This is a genomic window from Alkalihalobacterium sp. APHAB7 (genome assembly GCF_048323755.1).
Classification (GTDB): domain Bacteria; phylum Bacillota; class Bacilli; order Bacillales; family Bacillaceae_F; genus Alkalihalobacterium.
Map to the genome: position 1 here is coordinate 98,853 of NZ_JBLWFS010000004.1, position 19,408 is coordinate 118,260.

Annotated in this window: 19 protein-coding genes; 13 read left to right on the top strand and 6 right to left on the bottom strand. The window is 37.4% G+C overall.

Annotated features, from left to right (window positions below; translation table 11 throughout):
• The first annotated feature begins 87 nt into the window (after positions 1 to 87).
• The 10 genes from ACNSTQ_RS06000 to ACNSTQ_RS06045 all read left to right on the top strand — a co-directional run bounded on the left by ACNSTQ_RS06000 (position 88) and on the right by ACNSTQ_RS06045 (position 9,810).
• Positions 88 to 1,167, top strand: a complete 1,080-nt coding sequence (locus tag ACNSTQ_RS06000; RefSeq protein WP_418198941.1) for a carbamoyl phosphate synthase small subunit — start codon at positions 88 to 90, stop codon at positions 1,165 to 1,167.
• Positions 1,160 to 4,336, top strand: a complete 3,177-nt coding sequence (locus ACNSTQ_RS06005; RefSeq protein WP_418198942.1) for a carbamoyl phosphate synthase large subunit — start codon at positions 1,160 to 1,162, stop codon at positions 4,334 to 4,336. Before ACNSTQ_RS06000 ends, ACNSTQ_RS06005 begins: the two co-directional genes overlap by 8 nt.
• Before the next feature lie 12 nt (positions 4,337 to 4,348).
• Complete coding sequence (argF, locus tag ACNSTQ_RS06010) at positions 4,349 to 5,308, top strand: ornithine carbamoyltransferase (protein ID WP_418198943.1); 960 nt, start codon at positions 4,349 to 4,351, stop codon at positions 5,306 to 5,308.
• A gap of 182 nt (positions 5,309 to 5,490) precedes the next feature.
• On the top strand, positions 5,491 to 5,670 hold the full coding sequence (locus tag ACNSTQ_RS06015; RefSeq protein ID WP_418198944.1) for a YjzC family protein: 180 nt from the start codon (positions 5,491 to 5,493) through the stop codon (positions 5,668 to 5,670).
• A 382-nt stretch (positions 5,671 to 6,052) separates the two neighbouring features.
• Positions 6,053 to 6,808: an alpha/beta hydrolase gene (locus ACNSTQ_RS06020; protein WP_418198945.1), complete on the top strand. Its 756-nt coding sequence runs from the start codon at positions 6,053 to 6,055 to the stop codon at positions 6,806 to 6,808.
• 207 nt (positions 6,809 to 7,015) lie between these two features.
• Positions 7,016 to 7,930: an NAD-dependent epimerase/dehydratase family protein gene (locus tag ACNSTQ_RS06025; RefSeq protein ID WP_418198946.1), complete on the top strand. Its 915-nt coding sequence runs from the start codon at positions 7,016 to 7,018 to the stop codon at positions 7,928 to 7,930.
• Positions 7,931 to 8,025: 95 nt separating this feature from the next.
• Complete coding sequence (locus ACNSTQ_RS06030) at positions 8,026 to 8,193, top strand: hypothetical protein (RefSeq protein ID WP_418198947.1); 168 nt, start codon at positions 8,026 to 8,028, stop codon at positions 8,191 to 8,193.
• A 74-nt stretch (positions 8,194 to 8,267) separates the two neighbouring features.
• Entirely contained in the window at positions 8,268 to 9,224 is a 957-nt protein-coding gene (locus ACNSTQ_RS06035; protein ID WP_418198948.1) for a BMP family ABC transporter substrate-binding protein, read from the top strand.
• Between the two features lie 17 nt (positions 9,225 to 9,241).
• Positions 9,242 to 9,430: a ComZ family protein gene (locus ACNSTQ_RS06040; RefSeq protein ID WP_418198949.1), complete on the top strand. Its 189-nt coding sequence runs from the start codon at positions 9,242 to 9,244 to the stop codon at positions 9,428 to 9,430.
• 86 nt (positions 9,431 to 9,516) lie between these two features.
• Positions 9,517 to 9,810, top strand: coding sequence for a penicillin-binding protein (locus tag ACNSTQ_RS06045; protein ID WP_418198950.1), 294 nt, complete (start codon positions 9,517 to 9,519; stop codon positions 9,808 to 9,810).
• A 471-nt stretch (positions 9,811 to 10,281) separates the two neighbouring features.
• On the opposite strand, the gene ACNSTQ_RS06050 is transcribed toward ACNSTQ_RS06045, so the two are convergent.
• Positions 10,282 to 10,575 (bottom strand): hypothetical protein, encoded by a 294-nt coding sequence (locus tag ACNSTQ_RS06050; protein ID WP_418198951.1) that lies wholly within the window; start codon positions 10,573 to 10,575, stop codon positions 10,282 to 10,284.
• A gap of 250 nt (positions 10,576 to 10,825) precedes the next feature.
• Between ACNSTQ_RS06050 and ACNSTQ_RS06055 the strand changes: the two genes are divergently transcribed.
• Both ACNSTQ_RS06055 and fabF read left to right on the top strand, forming a co-directional pair.
• Positions 10,826 to 11,770 carry a beta-ketoacyl-ACP synthase III gene (locus ACNSTQ_RS06055; protein WP_418198952.1) on the top strand — a complete coding sequence of 315 codons (945 nt, stop codon included), beginning with the start codon at positions 10,826 to 10,828 and terminating at the stop codon, positions 11,768 to 11,770.
• Positions 11,771 to 11,828: 58 nt separating this feature from the next.
• Positions 11,829 to 13,067: a beta-ketoacyl-ACP synthase II gene (fabF, locus tag ACNSTQ_RS06060; protein WP_418198953.1), complete on the top strand. Its 1,239-nt coding sequence runs from the start codon at positions 11,829 to 11,831 to the stop codon at positions 13,065 to 13,067.
• A gap of 72 nt (positions 13,068 to 13,139) precedes the next feature.
• On the opposite strand, the gene ACNSTQ_RS06065 is transcribed toward fabF, so the two are convergent.
• The gene (locus ACNSTQ_RS06065; protein ID WP_418198954.1) at positions 13,140 to 14,138 is read right to left on the bottom strand and encodes an LCP family protein; all 999 of its coding nucleotides are present in this window, start codon (positions 14,136 to 14,138) and stop codon (positions 13,140 to 13,142) included.
• A 219-nt stretch (positions 14,139 to 14,357) separates the two neighbouring features.
• On the opposite strand from ACNSTQ_RS06065, the gene ACNSTQ_RS06070 reads away from it, so the two are divergent.
• Positions 14,358 to 15,644, top strand: a complete 1,287-nt coding sequence (locus ACNSTQ_RS06070) for an acetyl-CoA hydrolase/transferase family protein (protein WP_418198955.1) — start codon at positions 14,358 to 14,360, stop codon at positions 15,642 to 15,644.
• A 22-nt stretch (positions 15,645 to 15,666) separates the two neighbouring features.
• On the opposite strand, the gene ACNSTQ_RS06075 is transcribed toward ACNSTQ_RS06070, so the two are convergent.
• From ACNSTQ_RS06075 to ACNSTQ_RS06090, 4 genes are all read right to left on the bottom strand, one after another.
• Complete coding sequence (locus tag ACNSTQ_RS06075) at positions 15,667 to 15,879, bottom strand: sigmaY antisigma factor component (protein WP_418198956.1); 213 nt, start codon at positions 15,877 to 15,879, stop codon at positions 15,667 to 15,669.
• Positions 15,876 to 16,217, bottom strand: coding sequence for a YxlC family protein (locus ACNSTQ_RS06080; RefSeq protein ID WP_418198957.1), 342 nt, complete (start codon positions 16,215 to 16,217; stop codon positions 15,876 to 15,878). The genes ACNSTQ_RS06075 and ACNSTQ_RS06080 overlap by 4 nt, the downstream gene beginning before the upstream one ends.
• Entirely contained in the window at positions 16,204 to 16,734 is a 531-nt protein-coding gene (sigY, locus tag ACNSTQ_RS06085; protein ID WP_418198958.1) for an RNA polymerase sigma factor SigY, read from the bottom strand. The genes ACNSTQ_RS06080 and sigY overlap by 14 nt, the downstream gene beginning before the upstream one ends.
• A gap of 67 nt (positions 16,735 to 16,801) precedes the next feature.
• Positions 16,802 to 19,384: a CBS domain-containing protein gene (locus ACNSTQ_RS06090; protein WP_418198959.1), complete on the bottom strand. Its 2,583-nt coding sequence runs from the start codon at positions 19,382 to 19,384 to the stop codon at positions 16,802 to 16,804.
• Positions 19,385 to 19,408: the final 24 nt, after the last annotated feature.

Sequence of the window (19,408 nt, forward strand, 5' to 3'; positions counted from 1 at the left end):
ATGAGAATTTTTTTTACAGGTGATTGAATAAAAATACCTTAACTAAAATAATTATACAGACATTGAGTGTGCTGAGGAGGAAAAAGAATGAAAGGCTATTTAGTGCTCTCCACAGGGGAAACATTCGAAGGGGAATGGATCGGCACAGAAACGGAAGTGTATGGGGAAGTCGTTTTCTTTACGGGAATGACTGGATACCAAGAAGTGATTACAGACCCTTCATTTAAAGGTCAAATTGTTGTATTTACGTATCCACTGATCGGAAATTATGGAGTGAATGATATAGATAATGAGAGTGATCAACCTCAAGTTTCAGGCGTTATTATGAGTGAGTGTAATTCAAGTGGTTTCCACTATAAATCAAAATCTTCATTTCAGGACAAATGTCAACGATCGAGTATTCCAATGCTAACTGGTATTGATACACGAGCAGTTGTTAAAAGAATACGAGAACTTGGTGATATGGCGGCTATTTTGACGACTGATTTAAATCGAGTGGATTTTGAACAGTATGAGCCAATTGAAAACGTAAACCTTGTTCAAGAAGTTTCAACTCAAGAAATTGTTACTTATGGTGAAGGGGATTCACATGTTGTTCTTATTGATTTCGGATTTAAAAAATCCATCGTTGATACTTTGCTGAAATATGACTGCAAAGTGACAGTTGTACCTTATGATACACCGTATGAAACCATCAAAGGTCTGAAACCAGATGGCATTTTATTATCAAATGGTCCCGGTAATCCGAAACAGATGACAGCTCAACTCCACGATATAAAAAAATTAGCTTCAACATATCCAACTTTTGGAATTTGCTTAGGGCATCAACTTTTAGCATTAGCATTTGGGGCTGACACAGAGAAGCTTCGCTTCGGTCATCGCGGTGCCAATCAACCTGTTCAAGATTTACTTTCGAAACGTGTGTACATGACGTCACAAAATCACAGCTACGTAGTGAAAGATTCTTCATTACAAGGAACGGGGTTAATTGCACGTTATAAAAACATTAACGATGGTTCGGTTGAAGGGCTTATTCATACAGAGTTACCCGTAGCCACTGTACAATTTCATCCTGAAGCACACCCTGGACCTTCAGATAGTGAAGAGATATTATCGGTTTTCATAAAAGAAATGAGCAGCAAGAGGAGAGAAAAAGCTTATGCCTAAAATTACGTCGATATCGTCAGTGCTTGTGATCGGCTCAGGTCCAATTGTCATCGGGCAAGCCGCAGAGTTTGATTATGCAGGTACACAAGCATGTCTCGCACTAAAAGAAGAAGGAATTCGCGTTATTCTCGTAAATAACAATCCAGCAACTGTTATGACTGACGAAGCGTGTGCAGACGTAGTTTATTTCGAACCGCTTACAGTTGAGAGTATTGAGAAGATTATACAAAAAGAACAGCCAGATGGTCTTTTAGCTACATTAGGTGGTCAAACTGGACTGAATTTAGCACTAGCTCTTCATAAAGCAGCTATCTTAGAAAAGTATAATGTTCAATTATTAGGTACACCAATTGCTTCTATTATGAAAGGAGAAGACAGGGAAGAGTTTCGCAGCTTAATGAATGAGTTAAACGAGCCCGTTCCTGAAAGTCAAATCGTTTCAACGGAAGAGGATGCTGTGTCATTTGCCACTTCAGTTGGTTACCCGATTATTATTCGTCCGGCCTATACATTAGGTGGTGCAGGAGGCGGTATAGCAGTTGATGAAAGTGAGCTTCGTTATATCGTAAAAGGTGGCCTTGCCGCTAGCCCGATAACACAATGCTTAATCGAACGAAGTATTGCAGGGTTTAAAGAAATTGAATATGAAGTTATGCGTGATGATAACGATACATGCATTACCGTTTGTAATATGGAAAATATTGATCCAGTCGGAATTCACACAGGCGACTCGATCGTTGTAGCTCCTTCACAAACATTAACAGATGTCGAATACCAGATGCTTAGAACCGCTTCAGTAAAAATCATTAGAGAATTAGGTATTGTCGGTGGTTGTAATATTCAATTCGCGTTGGATCCTGAAAGTAAACAATATTATTTAATCGAAGTAAATCCGCGTGTCAGCAGGTCATCAGCACTTGCATCAAAAGCGACCGGGTATCCGATTGCTCGTATGGCGGCGAAGTTAAGTATAGGTTATCATCTTCACGAACTTCTTAATCCAGTAACTGGACACACATACGCAAGCTTTGAACCTGCCCTTGACTATGTCGTCGTAAAATTTCCACGATGGCCATTTGATAAATTTGTCAATGCTGACCGCCGCTTAGGAACCCAAATGAAGGCAACGGGTGAAGTAATGGCGATTGAAAGAAATTTAGAAAGTGGGATCCAAAAGGCGGTTCGTTCCTTAGAGATAAAAGCAGATGGATTGCTTTTGCCGGCTCTAAAAAATTGGCCGGATGCTGAGCTATGGGAAGTTGTTGAAAAGGCAGATGACCGCCGTTTCTTTGCGATACTAGAATTGTTACGCCGTGGAATTACGATTGATACTATACATGAAAAAACCAAAATTAATTTATACTTTTTAAATAGTTTTAAGCAACTTATAGAGATTGAAGAAGAAATTATGAGTACATCCTTAAATGATGTTCAAGAGGATGAGTTTATAAAATATAAACGCTATGGTTTTTCTGATGAATGGATAAGTAAAGTTTGGAATGTAACTTTACACGACGTTCGAATAAAGAGAAAAGCACTCGGTATCTTCCCTTCTTATAAAATGGTTGATACGTGTGCAGCTGAGTTTACAGCAAATACGGCTTATTATTACTCTAGCTGGCATGGTGAACATGATGTTGATGTTTCAAGTACTAAGAAGAAAATTTTAATTGTAGGTTCGGGACCGATCCGAATAGGGCAAGGGATTGAATTTGATTATTGCTCAGTTCATGGGGCGATTAGTCTAAAAAATCTCGGATATGAAGCGATTATTATGAATAATAACCCTGAAACTGTTAGTACGGATTATGAAATGGCAGACCGATTATATTTTGAACCGCTAACTGTTGAGGATGTCCTAAATGTGGTGGAACTAGAAGATGTAGAAGGTGTCATCGTACAGTTAGGCGGGCAAACGGCAATTTCACTTGTGCAAGGGCTAGAAGAAGCTGGCGTTCAACTCTATGGAACGACGGTGGATACAATTGATCAACTTGAAGACCGAAAACGATTTTATGATTTTATGAAACGTGTAAATGTTCCACATATCCCAGGTGTTACAGTTTACGATGAAGTTGGATTGCTAGAACATTCAGGGAAAATTGGCTATCCTGTTTTACTACGTCCATCTTATGTTATTGGTGGTCAAGGAATGGTAATTGTGACAAGTCGTGAAGAAATGATTGATTATATTAATACAGAAAATCAAGCCATTGTTTTTCCAATCTTGATCGATGCTTACTATCCTGGCATTGAAATCGAAGTGGATGCTTTGACAGACGGGGAAGACATTTTAATTCCGGGCATATTTGAACATATTGAAAAAGCAGGTGTTCATTCCGGAGATAGTATGGCAGTGACACCACCTTTTTCATTAACTGAACAAATAAAGCAGCTAGTTTATGACTATACAAAAAAGATTGCTAAAGGTATGGACTTTAAAGGAATTTTTAACATCCAGTTTGTTCTTTATGAAAATCAACTCTATGTAATTGAAATTAATCCGCGCGCATCACGAACGGTTCCAATCTTAAGTAAAGTAACAGGTTTAAATATGGTGGATGTAACTGTAAAACTTTTACTAGGTCAATCGTTACGAACTCTCGGTTTACCGACAGGGTATCTGCCTGAAACAAATTATTATACTGTGAAAGCTCCGATCTTCTCTTACAGTAAACTGTCGGGGTTAGATCCGATATTAGAAGCTGAAATGAAATCGACTGGAGAATTAATCAGTATTGGAAATACCGTTGAAGAGGCAATGAAGAAGGCATTTGCTTGGAGTGAGGGACATATTCCACCGGTATATCGTCAAAAAGGAACAATTTTTGTTGACGTTGCTGAGGAAGAATTGGCAGATTTCCAACCCCTTGCTCAAAAGATTATCGAACTAGGCTTTACAATGGTTGAAGAAAAACAACTTATCCCTAGTAGTATACAACTTCCTTTCCAAGAATGGGTGGAGCAGGATGATGCAGTAGCGTATATTAGCATTCCGAAAAAAGGGTATAAAACGTGGAAAGAACATAGGCAACAAGCATTAAAGCATAGGGTCTCGGTCATTACAGAAACGACAACACTAGCCATGATGTTAAATAGTATAAATGGCAAAGCTGACGAGGTAATTTCCATTCAAGAATGGATGAACCGTACAAAATCAAGTGTATAAGGATGTGATCGTATGCTTCAATATGAAACGAAAATCAATGCTACCCAACTAAAAGGAAAAGATTTTTTGACATTACTTGATTTTAGTTCGGATGAAATTTTTTACTTATTAGAATTGGCAGGTCAAATGAAGAGAGAGCAAAAAGAAGGGAAAGTGTCAAATCTATTACAAGGAAAATCTTTAGGGATGATCTTTGAAAATGCTTCGACAAGAACTCGTGTTTCTTTTGAAGTCGGTATGACCCAGCTAGGAGGACATGCATTATTTTTAAGTCCCCGCGATCTCCAGATTGGGCGTGGCGAGCCTATTTCGGATACAGCACAAGTTTTATCACGATATGTTGATGCGATTATGGTACGAACGAACAGTCATGAAAAAGTAGAAGAACTAGCTAAATATTCAACAGTTCCTGTTATAAATGCGCTAACTGATTACTACCATCCATGCCAAGCATTAGCAGATTTATTAACGATTTATGAACAAAAGGGTACATTTAAAGGAAATAAGCTCGTATACGTTGGAGATGGGAATAACGTTGCCCATTCCCTCGTTATTGCGGCTGCCAAAGTTGGGATGGATGTTGCGGTAGCATCACCGGCAGGGTACGAAATGAACGAAGACATCGTCGAGAAAGCTTATGAAGTGGCTAAGTCAACAGGTTCAACGATTGTAATCACAAATAACCCGGTCGAAGCTGTAACAAATGCTGATATTATCTATACGGATGTTTGGGCAAGTATGGGGTATGAATCCGAGCTAAAAGACCGTGAATTAGCATTTGGACCATTTCAAGTAAATAGCGAACTAGTAAGCCATGCAAAGAACGATTATATATTCTTACACTGTCTTCCTGCCCATCGAGGAGAAGAAGTAACAGCAGAAATTATCGATGGTCAACATTCTGTCATTTTCGATGAGGCTGAAAATCGCTTACATGTTCAGAAGGCAGTTCTTGCTGCGTTAATAAAATAAATGGTAGCGCTCATGTAAAAATAAAGCAAATGGAAAAGGCGTAACGGGTTAATAGGAGCCTGTTACGCTTTTTATTATTCCCAAATTATTGTTTAGTATTATAAGGCAAATTTATAACTCTGTACGTAAAATAAGCGGCAAGTGGTTATATTAAAAGTGTACATTGAAAAGGGGTGAAAATGATGGGACAAAACCACCAATTTGTACCAGGGCAAAAAGTTCCCAATAACGGTATTTACGTTGAAATTGGTGAAACAGGAAGCATGGTACAAAATCCAAAATCCATTAAATTAAATGCTGGAGATACGTTCCCACAAGCATCAAACCAAAACAGAAAATGGATGCCAAAGCGGAAACCTTAAGCTAAGAGGTGACTCAAAGTTGGATTAGTTGGAATAGTTAAGATCTTTGAGTCACCATTTTAATGAATACAATAATAAAACATAAAATTTACATTAGGGGCATTTTATTAAGCATTATACATATGAATAATAAGAAGTAAGGACATATCTTGGAGGTTCTTATGGAAGAATTAAAAGCTGAATTAGATGCGTTATTAGAACAACGAGAAAGTAATTTAACTGAAGTGGGGAAAAATCGTTTAGAGATACTTTTACAAGAATTAATAAGTGAAGAAGAGTAGCCTCATAACTAAACTTGACGTTCTGTTATTGCATTTCTCGACTATTTGCATAAATTAAATAGAGATGCATCGAGAAATATGATCATGAGGATGAGGAAAAAATGAGCGTAAGCGAACGGTTTTTTTGTATCCATGAACAGTGGAGTGTTGTCCATTTACCAGAAAAACCGAATGGATTTGCAATTCTTTTAATAGGGGATACAGATCACTATGTAAATGAAAAAACGTCATTATGGCTGCAACACCCGGAACGGTTAAAGTTTATAGATACGTTACGAAGTGAAGGATATACGGTTTTTACATCTAATTTCTATGGAAGACATTGGGGAAGTAAAAAAGCGTGTGAGTTAGCAGAAAACCTTTACTATTATATATTAAAACGTGAAATATTAAACCGGCATATTCATATTATTGCTGAAGGAATGGGCGCACTTTTAGCACTGAAACTCTTTGAAAAAATGAAGAATAATATTCGATCGACTATTATGATCAATCCGTGTTTACATCTTTATCGCTATTATAAAAATGAACGAAACAATCGTTTGTTTTATAAGCGGTTACTCACAGAACTATCTGTTGCCCATAATATCGATAAAGAAAAAGTCGAGGAAAAAGTCTTAAAGAAAAATAATGTATGGAAGCTTCACAATAATATCCCCTTGTATATATTTCATGAAACAAGTTTTCGAAAGTATAGGTTTGAGGAACACAGTAAACGGTATGAAAAGTACCGATTACAAGACAACAGTCCTATCACTTTAACATTATATCTACCTGGTAAATCAATTTCATATTTTAGTAAGCCTATATTTTCATTTTTACATCAATATGAAAAAAAATTAGCTAGTCCTCTCTGATGGAGTTTATCTTCGGTCCATCAAACGTGTCTAAAGAGCAAGACACTTATTGCTGGCCCTCCAGCGCTTGTCGCCGATAAGCAGGCGCCTTGCGCTTTTCGAGGATGTCTAGCTTCAGTTCTCGTGTCTAGTAGACCTACACATCCTTACGGGTAAGTCACCGTAAAAAGCGGCAATTGCGCTTTTCCTAAAGAATGGAGGAATTATATGAAAAAAGCAGTCGTAACAGGGGCCCTCGGGTTTATTGGTGTTCACTTATGTTCCAGATTAATGGAACAAGGGATCGAAGTATTTGGAATAGATTCTTTAATTAATGATACGCAACAAAGACAAGGGGAGGAAAGGTTGCTTCAAATTGGAAGAAATTCTTTATTCCACTATATTCAACAACCGATTGAAGCTGTTGATTATGCATCTATATTAGAAGAAGATACAGTCGTATTTCATCTAGCAGCATCTACTCAAACGGATAATCAATGGAATCGATTACGCGAAACGATTCATCACAATGTCGAAGCCACACAGCATTTAATTAAAGCTGTTACTGGTAAAGGAAGAATTGTCTATAGTTCAACGGTTCAAGTGTACGGCGAACGTACGGGAATGATTACTGAACGAACACCATCGAATCCTATTAACCCATATGGCCTTACAAAGATGGCTGGAGAATCGCTATTAATTCAGGAGAGTAGAAAAAGTGATTTAGATGTTGTTATCGTTAGATTACCAACTGTATATGGTCCCCTGCAACGTGAAGATATGGCTTTTCATCAGTTATTAGAGGCAAAAATTCTGAACAAACCCGTTCCTGAAATTGTCGATCGTTCAACTTATGATATATTATATATTGAAGATGTTGTTGAAGGTTTAATATTAGCAGGGAAAACAAAGTTTGTGAATGAAGTTTATAATCTATCGTCAGGAAAAAAGAGGCAGTGGTTTAAAGGAAAAGAATTGATTACGGGACTAAAAGATAATGGGTGGAAAAATGCAAGGGAAGAAGTGTACATTTCCAACCAAAAAAGTTTTGAGAAACTAGGTTTTAACCCATGTACAACTGTTGAAGAAGGCATAAAGAAACAAGAAGAATATTTAAAGAAACGATTAGATCGGAAAGAATAAATTTTACAAAAGGACAATTTTGGTACAATCGTTAGCTTTCCTTCTTTTAAAATTTTAGGTAAAATTGAAGTAGTATAAAATAATGGGGGAAACAATTGAACACAAAAACAGTTATTATAGGTTTTTTACTTTTTTCAATAACTACAATTACTAGTTTTCTCCTCATAGATTATATGACCGATATAAACGATGGAATTGTAGTTATTATTGCTTTAGCAGTGGGGTTCCTAATTGAATATTTGTATCGTAAAAAAACGATCTAGAAAGGATTATAGCAAGTCAATTAACATACTAGTCTATTGAATTTATTAAGTTATTGACTTAAGGTGACTACTTTATGAAGAAAATGCAGTTCATTTTATTATTAATTATTACTATATTAATAAGTGGTTGTACAAGCAACACGGCACCTTCTAAATTAGAAAAAGTTGGATTATTACTTGAAGATACAATTGATGACAAAGGTTGGAATTTCAAAGGATATCAAGGGTTGTTAAAAATTCATTCTGAACTTGATGTTGACGTTTATTTTAAAGAAGAAATCGATTCACTTCCTAAAGTAATGGAAGCGGTAAACGAGTATCAAGAACAAGGTGTAAATTTAATCTTTGGACATGGTCGTGTATTCAGTGATTATTTTAGCGAGATTAATAGTAAATATCCTGATATTCATTTTGTTAGTTTCAACGGAACAGTATCTGGGGACAACCTAACTAGTTTACACTTCAACAGTCATGCGATGGGTTTTTTTGCAGGGATGGTCGCAGCCGAGATGACGCAATCAAACAAAATCGGTGTGATTGCTGCTTTTTCTTGGCAACCTGAAATTGAAGGATTTGTAAAAGGTGCGAAATATCAAAATAACACAATCGATGTAAGTGTGGATTATGTTAAAGACTGGGCAGATGTCGATAAAGCATTGCATCTTCTAGCAAAAATGCATGAAGACGGTATCGATGTGTATTATCCAGCTGGTGACGGTTTTCATATTCCTCTCATTGAGGAGATTAAGAAAAATGGACAATTCGCTATCGGCTTTGTAAGTGATCAATCTGATCTAGGGGACTCAACCGTTTTAACGAGTACAGTTCAACATGTAGATAATCTTTATCAAGTCGTAGCAGAACGTTTTAATCGTGGTGAATTAGAAACTGGTAATCTTTATTATGATTTTGAAGATGGAGTAATTACGTTAGGTGAATTTAGTTCGATTATCCCTGAAGAGTTTCAAGCTGAAATTCATTCAGTGATTGAGAGCTATGTAAATACAGGTAAATTACCTATAGAAGACTAATTGATGAGGTGAATAACATGAATGTAAATCCAGAGTTACAAATGAAATTTATGCAAATTGCGATGAAGTATATGCCGGAAGGAAAAGCAATGCTTGACGAAAAAGGTATCGAGTTGAATATGGATGATCTTCAACCGATGGTAAACATGCTTGTAAAAGTAATGAATGAAGCATATGAACTAGGTAAACAAGAAACTAGCAAATAAAAAATTTGCACAATTTGGACATGCTCATTAGAGAGGGCGAGTACATAGGATAAGTAGTGAAAACACACAAGAAGGAGTTTTGCCTAATGAACTACTATCCGATGTATAGAGATGGTTCAGGGTATGGCCATGGTCATGGTCATCATCGTCATTTCCCTGTGCTACCGTTTTTAGCTGGATTAGCAGTAAGTCCTTTCTTATTTGGTGGATTCGGTGGTGGTGGTGGTGCGTACGGCGGTCCTCATTATGGTCCACAGTACGGCCCTGGTTTTGGTCCACAATACGGTCCACAATTTGGCCCAAGTTATGGTCCACAGTACGGTCCTAGTTTCGGTCCACAATACGGCCCTGGCTCACAATTCGGCGGGGGATTCTGGTAATAAATAAATAATTCGAAAAGGCTGACTCAATTAAAGTGTCATGCCCCTCAGAAGCTAGCATGCTGAGGGCATTGACACTTTAGAGTCAGCCTCTTTTCTTAGATGTCTAGCTCCAGGCGCCATCGGCTCGAGGTCGCTTCGGTCCACCAAACGTGTCTAAAGAGCAAGACACTTATGTTGGCCCTCCAGCGCTTGTCGCCGATAAGCAGGCGCTTCCGCTTTTCTTGTCTAGCTCCAGGCGCCATCGGCTCGAGGTCGCTTCGGTCCACCAAACGTGTCTGAAGAGCAAGACACTTATTGTTGGCCCTCCAGCGCATGTCGCCGATAAGCAGGCGCTTTCCGCTTTTCTTGTCTAGCTCCAGGCGCCATCGGCTCGAGGTCGCTTCGGTCCACCAAACATGTCTGAAGAGCAAGACACTTATTGTTGGCCCTCCAGCGCATGTCGCCGATAAGCAGGCGCTTTCCGCTTTCTTATTTCTTGTTTGAGAAAAAGGATTGAAGATTAGAAAGCATGGGTGAAAGTTTTGAGAGATATGGTCCGACTACTTGAGCAATTTGCATGATATGCTCTAATTGACTGGTTTCTTGATTGGACATTTGTTCAGTATTCACATTGGTTGGTTCAGATGAGTCTGTATTAGGTGACTCGTCGTTTTCCGGAGCTGCTTGTTGTTCATTCTCTGTCATTGGCCCACGAGGTGGCCCAAACATAAGCTGATCAAAGAAATCGCCTTGTGTATCAGGTGACTTTTTTTCTTGTTCCATCTTACAATTCCTCCTTGCCTAAAAAAATGTATATAAACAATTCCTAATTTTATTGAACATCCCCTTATAGTAATAAATATGCTAGTACATAATGATTAGTGATTAGTTCAAACGCCCTTTTCCTTAGATGTAGTGTATAAGGATTATAGACATTACAATATTTTTAAGATAAAATTAGTACTAGGTCATAATAATTGATATAAAATAAAGGTATGGATATAGGTTTGTCATTTGTTAAGGGGGAAGGAAAATGGGAAAAGAAATAAATGCTGGAATTTTAGGTTTGGGAAGTTTTGTTGGCGATCGCGTCGTGACAAATGCAGAATTTGAAAAAATATTGGATACAACGGATGAATGGATCAAAACAAGAACTGGAATTGAAGAAAGACGTATTGCTTCTGAAGAATTGAATACTTCTCATATGGCATTTGAAGCTGCCAAAGAAGCGATTAAAAATTCTGGTGTGAGTCCAGAAGAAATTGATTTAATTTTAGTAGCAACGGTTACTCCTGATATGCCATTTCCTTCTGTTTCGGCAATGATTCAAGATCAATTAGGTACAAAAAACGCAGCCGCAATGGATATTAGTGCAGCTTGTGCCGGATTTATTTATGGGATCGTAACGGCTCAACAATTTATCAAAACAGAAGCGTACAAGCATATACTTGTGGTAGGGGTAGAAAAATTATCGAAGGTTACTGACATGTCAGATCGAAATACGGCTGTGCTTTTCGGTGATGGGGCAGGAGCTGCAGTATTAGGCCCTGTGTCAGAAGGTAAAGGTATTTTATCATTTGAACTAGGTGCTGATGGTAGTGGAGCCATGCATATTCATCAAAAAGAATACATTCATATGAATGGACGGGAAGTATTTAAATTTGCTGTTCGTCAAATGGGTGAATCTTCATTGAGAGTTTTAGAAAAAGCAGGGTTAACGAAAGAAGATGTTGATTTCTTAGTTCCTCATCAAGCCAATATACGTATTATGGAAGCTTCTCGAGAAAGATTAGAACTTCCGATCGAAAAAATGTCCGTAACAGTCAATAAATATGGAAATACATCTTCTTCTTCTATTCCAATCGCACTAGTTGAAGAATTGAAAGCTGGTAAAATTAAAGATGGTAATGTAGTAGTCCTAGTTGGATTTGGTGCTGGTCTTGTATGGGGAGCAGTAGCCATCCGTTGGGGTCGATAATCTTTCAGGTTTTGACTATACGTACGAAATGACGATATTAAAGGAGAGAGAGAAGAATATGAAAAGACGAGTAGTAATTACAGGTTTAGGAACAGTTTCACCCATTGGTTGTGATGTTGCGACAATGTGGGATAATGCGATTTCAGGAGTTTCAGGGGTTGGACCACTAACACGTGTAGATGCATCAAAATTCCCTATGAAAGTAGCAGCGGAAGTCTCTGACTTTGACCCTACTCAATTCATGGATAAAAAAGATGCTCGTAAAATGGACCGTTTTACGCAATTTGCAGTTGCAGCTTCATTAATGGCTCTTGAAGATGCTGATTTGAAAATTACGGATGAAATTGCACCACGAGTAGGCGTATGGATTGGTTCAGGTATCGGTGGAATGGAAACGTATGAACAACAATTCCGCACATTTGAAGAAAAAGGCTACCGCCGTGTTAGTCCATTTTTCGTTCCAATGATGATACCAGACATGGCATCAGGGCAAGTTTCGATTGTCACAGGTGCAAAAGGCATTAATTCTTGTACCGTAACGGCTTGTGCTTCTGGTACGAACTCAATTGGAGATGCATTTAAAGTCATTCAGCGTGGAGATGCTGATTTTATGATAACAGGTGGGGCAGAAGCGCCAATTACAGACATGGCTGTAGCAGGGTTTAGTGCGGCAAAAGCGATTTCAACAAGTGAAGATCCAAAGACTGCTTCAAGACCATTTGATTTAAATCGTGACGGATTTGTCATGGGTGAAGGAGCTGGTATTTTAATTTTAGAATCCCTAGAATCGGCACAACAACGTGGGGCTAAAATATATGCTGAAATCGTTGGTTACGGGGCAACAGGTGATGCTTACCATGTTACAGCTCCAGCTCCAGAAGGTGAAGGCGGTGTAAGAGCTATGCGTCAAGCGATTGAGGACGCCGGTCTTCAACCAAGCGATTTTGATTATATGAATGCACATGGTACAAGTACACCGTATAATGATAAGTTTGAAACGATGGCAATAAAGACTGTGTTTGGAGACCATGCTCAAAACCTTGCTATTAGTTCAACAAAATCAATGACAGGTCATTTATTAGGTGCAGCTGGAGCTGTAGAAGCTATTCTTACAGCAAAAGCAATTGCTGAATCAACTATTCCTCCAACGATCAATTATGAAACACCAGACCCAGAATGTGATTTAGATTACGTACCAAATGAGGCAAGAAAAACAGAAGTTAGAGCGGCTATTAGCAACTCATTAGGCTTCGGTGGACATAATGCGTGTATCGTCCTAAAAAAATACGCTGAATAAAATCAACCGGTGCCAGGTACCTTTTAAGGTACCTGGCACCATTTTTTATATTTATATTCCAATTTTTATTTTTCATTGTGTGTTTTCATTCTGGGTGAAGTCAAAGAATTCATGTAGGGCTTCTTTATTTTTTTTTATATCTAATTCTAAGACGAGGCCGGCATGCGAATATCGTTTATCAGTGAAACTGTTTTCTACAGGTATCGTTAATGTTTCGATGTCACCAACTGGATTAAGAAAATAATCTTTTCCAAGACTTAACACTTTTCTTGTATTGATATTCGTATCAATATAAGGTTCGATTGAACCAAATAATTGTGGGATTTTTGTAACACCCCGTATTGTTGAGATCTCATCTTTCAAAATAGACAACACCTCTTGTTGCCTGCGAACTCGTCCAAAGTCATTTTCACTGTCATCACGAAATCGTACATATTTTAAGACATCTTTTCCATGGATAGTATGCGTTCCGGGTTGAAAATCCATTTTCATCGATGACTTAACCATTCGTTTTTCTACGTTAATCTCCACACCTTGTGGAGCAATTGTATCAACGACACGTTCAAACCCTTCGAAATTAACCATCGCATAATAATGAAGGTCTATATCAAAATTTTCCTTAATTGTTCTTCGTAGTAGCTCTGGACCTCCAATAAAGAAAGAGGCGTTAATTTTATTATCTTGATGTTCTGGTATCTTAACATAACTGTCCCGCATAATAGATGCCAATTTTGCGGTTCCGTAATTTGGATGATATTGAGCAATCATGATCGTATCCGTTCTTGAACGATCCCCTATAGGCTTATCTACTCCAATTAAAAGGATATGGATCGGCTCATTTTTCTTTTGTTGTTCTGCTTGGAAAATAATAGGTTCTTTTTCTGTTTGTGGATCGACTGTTGACGTCTCTTCTAATGTTTGTATGGAATGTTTTCTTGCTGTTTCATAACCTATCTTTCCATAAGCCAAAAAGCCAATTAATAGAAGGAATGAAAGAAAAGTAATAATCGCAAATCTTTTTTTCCATTTATAACGTTTTTTTCGATTTCGTTCATCTAAGCGTGAGCTCATATGCTGCATGCGACCTCCTTTCATATGGGATCTTCATAGTTGAAGAATAAAAAGTTAAACAATAATAACAATTGAGTAAAAACGAAATAATAAAACTAATTTCAATTAAATTGACGAGAAGTTCTTCGTTCAGTAAAGTAATAACTCTGAAGTAATTTTAGTATTTGTTGATTTTGAATACGTATTAAAAATTTTTTTATGTGAGTTGTTGGAGGATTTATGAATATTACTAATATGTATAAACAGAAACGGAAAGTATCTAGTGATGAAGCAATCACTATCATTGAACCAAAAGCTGATATTATCGTCCCTTTAGCTGTTGGAGAACCACCGGGTTTATTAGATGCACTTCCAAAAGCAGACCATTTAGAAGGAAATCGTTTATTTCAAATGCTTTCCTTAAGACCGGTATTAAATGTAAATAAAGATAAAGTTAAAATTGTATCTATGTTTTTAAATAAAGATGAGCGAAGAGCATTTTATGAACATGACATTGACCTGTTACCAAACCATTTTTCGGATTTACCCTTTTTATTAGATGAAATTACAACTAACCGTGTGTTAATGGTTACAACTTCACCAATGGATGCAAATGGCTATTTTTCACTTGGAACGAATTGTGATTACATCCCTTATTTAATCAATGAAAATGTGACTATAATTGTAGAAGTTAACGAACAGATGCCAAGAACATTTGGTAAAAATCAAATTCATATTAGCCAGGTTGATGCCATTTATGAAAATCATCAACCGTTACCTGAAACACCTACAATTCCACTTCGTGAAGAAGATAAAATTATTGGTAAATCGATTGCAGAATTAATAAAAAATGGAGATACATTACAAATTGGGTTTGGTGCCATACCAAACGCAATTATGAACGACCTAAAAGCGTATCAAGATTTAACAATATTTACAGAAATGATCCCGGATCAGGTTGTAGAACTTTTTGAAAGTGGGGCAGTGACCAATCGCTCAAATCCACTTGCGCCTGGAAAAATGACGGCAACTTTTGCGTATGGTACAAAACGACTTTATGATTTCATGCATGAAAATAAAGATGTGTTTATGTTACCAGTTGATGAAACGAATGATGTACGTCATATTTCCAGTATCGACCGAATGGTTACAATCAATGCAACCGTTGAAGTAGATTTCCTCGGTCAATGTAACTCAGAAACGATTGGCGGTCGCTATTATTCATCGACAGGCGGGCAAGGCGATTTTGGAATTGGCGCTCGAATGGCGAAAGAAGGACGTGGCGTTATTTGTTTACATTCTACTGCTAAAAATGGTGAGATTTCAAAAATTGTTCCAACCTTACCAAGTGGTGCAGTTGTGACCACTTCAAAAAATGATGTCGATTATGTAGTTACAGAATATGGGGTTGCTAAATTAAGAGGAAAAACAATTCGTGAACGAACGCAAAATTTAATTAATATCGCTCATCCTAAATTTAGAGAAGAATTAACGTTTGTGGCAAAAAAGATGGGGTTTTTACTTTAAGAAAATCAGAGGCTGATACTTATCAGCCTCTTTTCATATGAAGTTTTTTAACGATAATTCTCGACCATAATAAATATACGATTAAAGGAAGAGGTGTATGGATAAGCCCCCAAATCCCCCAAAACCAGCGATTATGTCCTCGTTTTCTAGCATCGATAAATAACCAGGTACTTTGAATAATTAGTAAAGCAGCAATAATGAACCAATGATAAATCGTTAAGTCTTGTACATTCATTTAAGGATCCCTTTCTTTAGAAGAGAGGCTTTCTTCAAACGATAGAAAAAGTAGCCGGTTAAACAAACAATCATCGCTATTTGTCCGAGAAATGTAATAAAAAAGAAGTTGGCATAACCCCATAGAACAAATGACACGATGAAAAGAGCAATTCCCCAGAAAAGGAGTAACTCCTGATAGTGCCTCTTCTTTTGATCAGTTTGTACCGTTTCAACTAGCTGTTCAAGTTCAAGAATAGAAGGTGGAGTAACTTCGACATTTTGTTCAAGCTTTAGTAACGAATCACGCACATCTTTTTCAAATTGCTCTAATTCTTTTTCATGATTAGGGTGTTTCATCTTTACTCAACTCCTTCCTAAGCTGTTGAATAGCGCTATGAACTCTTGATTTTACCGTACCTTCAGGGATAGTAAGAAGACGGCCGACTTCTTCGTAAGAATAGCCATAATAATGTTTCAAAATGAGCGGAAGGCGGTACTCCTCGGATAATTGATACAGTTGTTCCATTGTTTCAAGCCATTTCCTATCCTGATCGTTAGATGATTTCTTCATGAGTTCACCATATTGTTGTTCTTTCAACCATTTGGCTTCTGTCTTTTTTTTTCGCAGCGAATCAATAAATAGATTGGTTCCAATTTGGATGAGCCAAGTTGAAAATTTTGCTTTTCCATTATATTGATTAATTTTTTCAATGCATTTTATCATTGTTTCTTGGGTGAGGTCTTCAGCGAGAGACGGTTGCAAGGTCACTTTGATGAGATAATGCTTTAAAAAAGAATAATGTTGCTGTAAAAGCATGGCTAGAGCCTTCTTATTTCCTTTCTTTGCTTCCTTAATTAATTGGTCTTCACCCATGAAAGATACTCCTTTTTTTGAAATCGGAAAGAGATCAAGTTGCTTTACTTTTTATACGAATACTAAGTTAGTTTCGTTCATTTATTTTTTCTTTAAGCCACTCAAATGCTTGTGCCTTATTTTGGACTTCGTTGTTTAAAACGGCAATTTCAAGGTCTAATAATACAGAAGAAAATAAGGGACCTGGTTTAAGACCTGAGTTTTTCAAATCTTCGCCTGTTAAGTAAGTTGGAAGGCTTTCACGTATTTGTAAATAGTTCATGACAAGTTCTCGGTATGGAAGTTCATTTGTAATAAAAAATACAATAGACTCCTCCGAATATGGTTTTAGTAGTCGGTGCAGTTTACCTATATCAGAAAGGTATTGCCAAGAATTATGGGATTTTAGATCGGAAACCTCTTTCAATAATTTATTGTCTTTTTTCGTTAAAGCAAACCGTTGAGCAGCTTGAAGGTCGTTTTCATTATAAAACGGGATTAAGAAGTACATAAACCAACTGGGCTTCTGGTTCAAATTTTTATAAGAATCCTTTTTTTTATAAAATTGTTCAAGGTGCTTAGCATGTGTAAAGCACTGTAATGATTGAGATCGATCAATGCCAAATTGCTGCCAAAACTCAAGCTCAAATAGTCGTTTAAGAGCTTGTGAAGGGTGATCCTCAGAAAAAAGTTTTTCCAACTCATGGTTAATTCTAGTTGCTGATAAAGCCTTCATTTTATCAATTGAAATGAGTGCCAACTCTTTCGTATGATCATCCATTAAAAATTGAAAACGCGTTTCAAAACGCACAGCTCGTAAAATTCGAGTCGGGTCTTCAATAAAACTTAAATTATATAAAACTTTAATCGTTTTATCTTCAAGGTGTGTCTTGCCTTGAAACGGATCTACTAGTTGACCAAACGTTTTTTGATCTAAACAGATGGCCATGGCATTAATTGTAAAGTCACGACGGTATAAATCTTCCTTTAATGTTGAATGTTCAACGTCAGGTAAGGCAGCTGGATGGTCATAATATTCAAGTCTTGAAGAAGTAATATCGATTTTGAGTCCTGTTGGGTGAGTCCAAGTTGCAGTCCCGAAGTCTTCATGTGTTTTGACTTCACCACCGTAGTCTTCAACTAATCGTTTAGAAAAATCGATACCGTCTCCTTCTACAACAATATCTATATCGTCGTTTGGACGCCCTAAAATAATATCTCGAACGATCCCGCCAATTAAAAAAACGGAAGTATTCGAATTGGTAGCTGTCGTCCCAATTTCTTTTAATAATACAAATACATCTTCTGGTAATTGATTTTTCATTCTAGCCCGCAAGTTGTTATGCAATTCATTCATAGCAGATTGCTGTAAGTCTTCTTTTAACGCTTGATTATGTAAAATTTCGATGACGTTTGTACGTGATAAGATTCCAACTAGTTTTCCTTGGTCGACAACAGGTAATCGACCGATGTCATACTTTATCATGGTCGTCTGAATTTCTTCTAAAGAAGTATCAGGACGAATAGAGATCACTTTAGAACTCATATAAGCTTTTACAGGTGCATGCCCTAGTCCGTGATGTGTTGCTTTATCTAAGTCACGACGAGAAATAATGCCGACTAATTCGTCGTCTTTTACAATCGGGAAACCTGTATGTCCATAACGGTACATCAAGATCGCAGCCTCTTCGATCGTCATTTCTGGAGGAATTGATTTAACAGGGCTTGCCATGATCACTCGAGCTGTAATAGCTGGCTTAAGTATTTGTTCCAATTTGTTGATGACTTGTGGAACGACAGCTTCTAAATCTACTTTCTTTAGTGTTGCAGATGCTGCTTTTTCATGTCCGCCGCCACCCCAATCCGTAACGAGTGGCAGAAAGTTTATTCGGTCAGAGCTAGCTCTTCCGACAATATAAACCCGTTTTTGCATTTCTACAATTATTAGAACAGCGTCAGCACCTGTAGTTTCTAATAATTTTCTCGTTAATGTTGATAAGCCGCCTTGAAACTTTTTCTGTCGATAGGAACTAACTATAATGTTTAAGCCGTCCATTTCAAATTCCGTTGACTGCAGAAGAAGTTGGTTAAATATCTCTTGCTGTTGTTGAAATAACATTTGATCCGAAAAGCGTTGAATGATTTCTAAATTCATTCCTTGATCCATTAAGAAACTTGCTGCCACTAGGTCTCTTGAAGTTGTGTTGGAATAAGTAAACGATCCGGTGTCTGTATAAATACCTAAACCAAAAACAGTCGCTTCAAAGGAGGAGACAGGTAACGAGCGTTTTCTAATTTCTTCAATTAATAAAGTTACGGTAGCGCCCACCATTTCAATTGAAGCGTTTTTACTTTTTACATCGCCATTTTGCGGTGGGTGGTGATCATAGATTGTGATTTTGACATCTTTTGTGTTGATCTCTTTTGCGTAATTCCCTGTTCTCTCAAGTGAAGCCACGTCTACTAAAATGAGCTCTGTAACTTCGGACCAGTCGATGAGGTGGTCTAGGATCAAGTCGATACTATCGCGGTATATTGCTAAAAATTGATTGACGGCCGCATTTTGTTTATCAGAAACGACTAGTTTTGCATTAGGGTAAAGCTTCTTCGCGGCTAGCATGGATGCTAATGCATCAAAATCTGTATTCACGTGTGAAATAATGATTTGCACTGGTTTATCCTCCCCGATAATGGA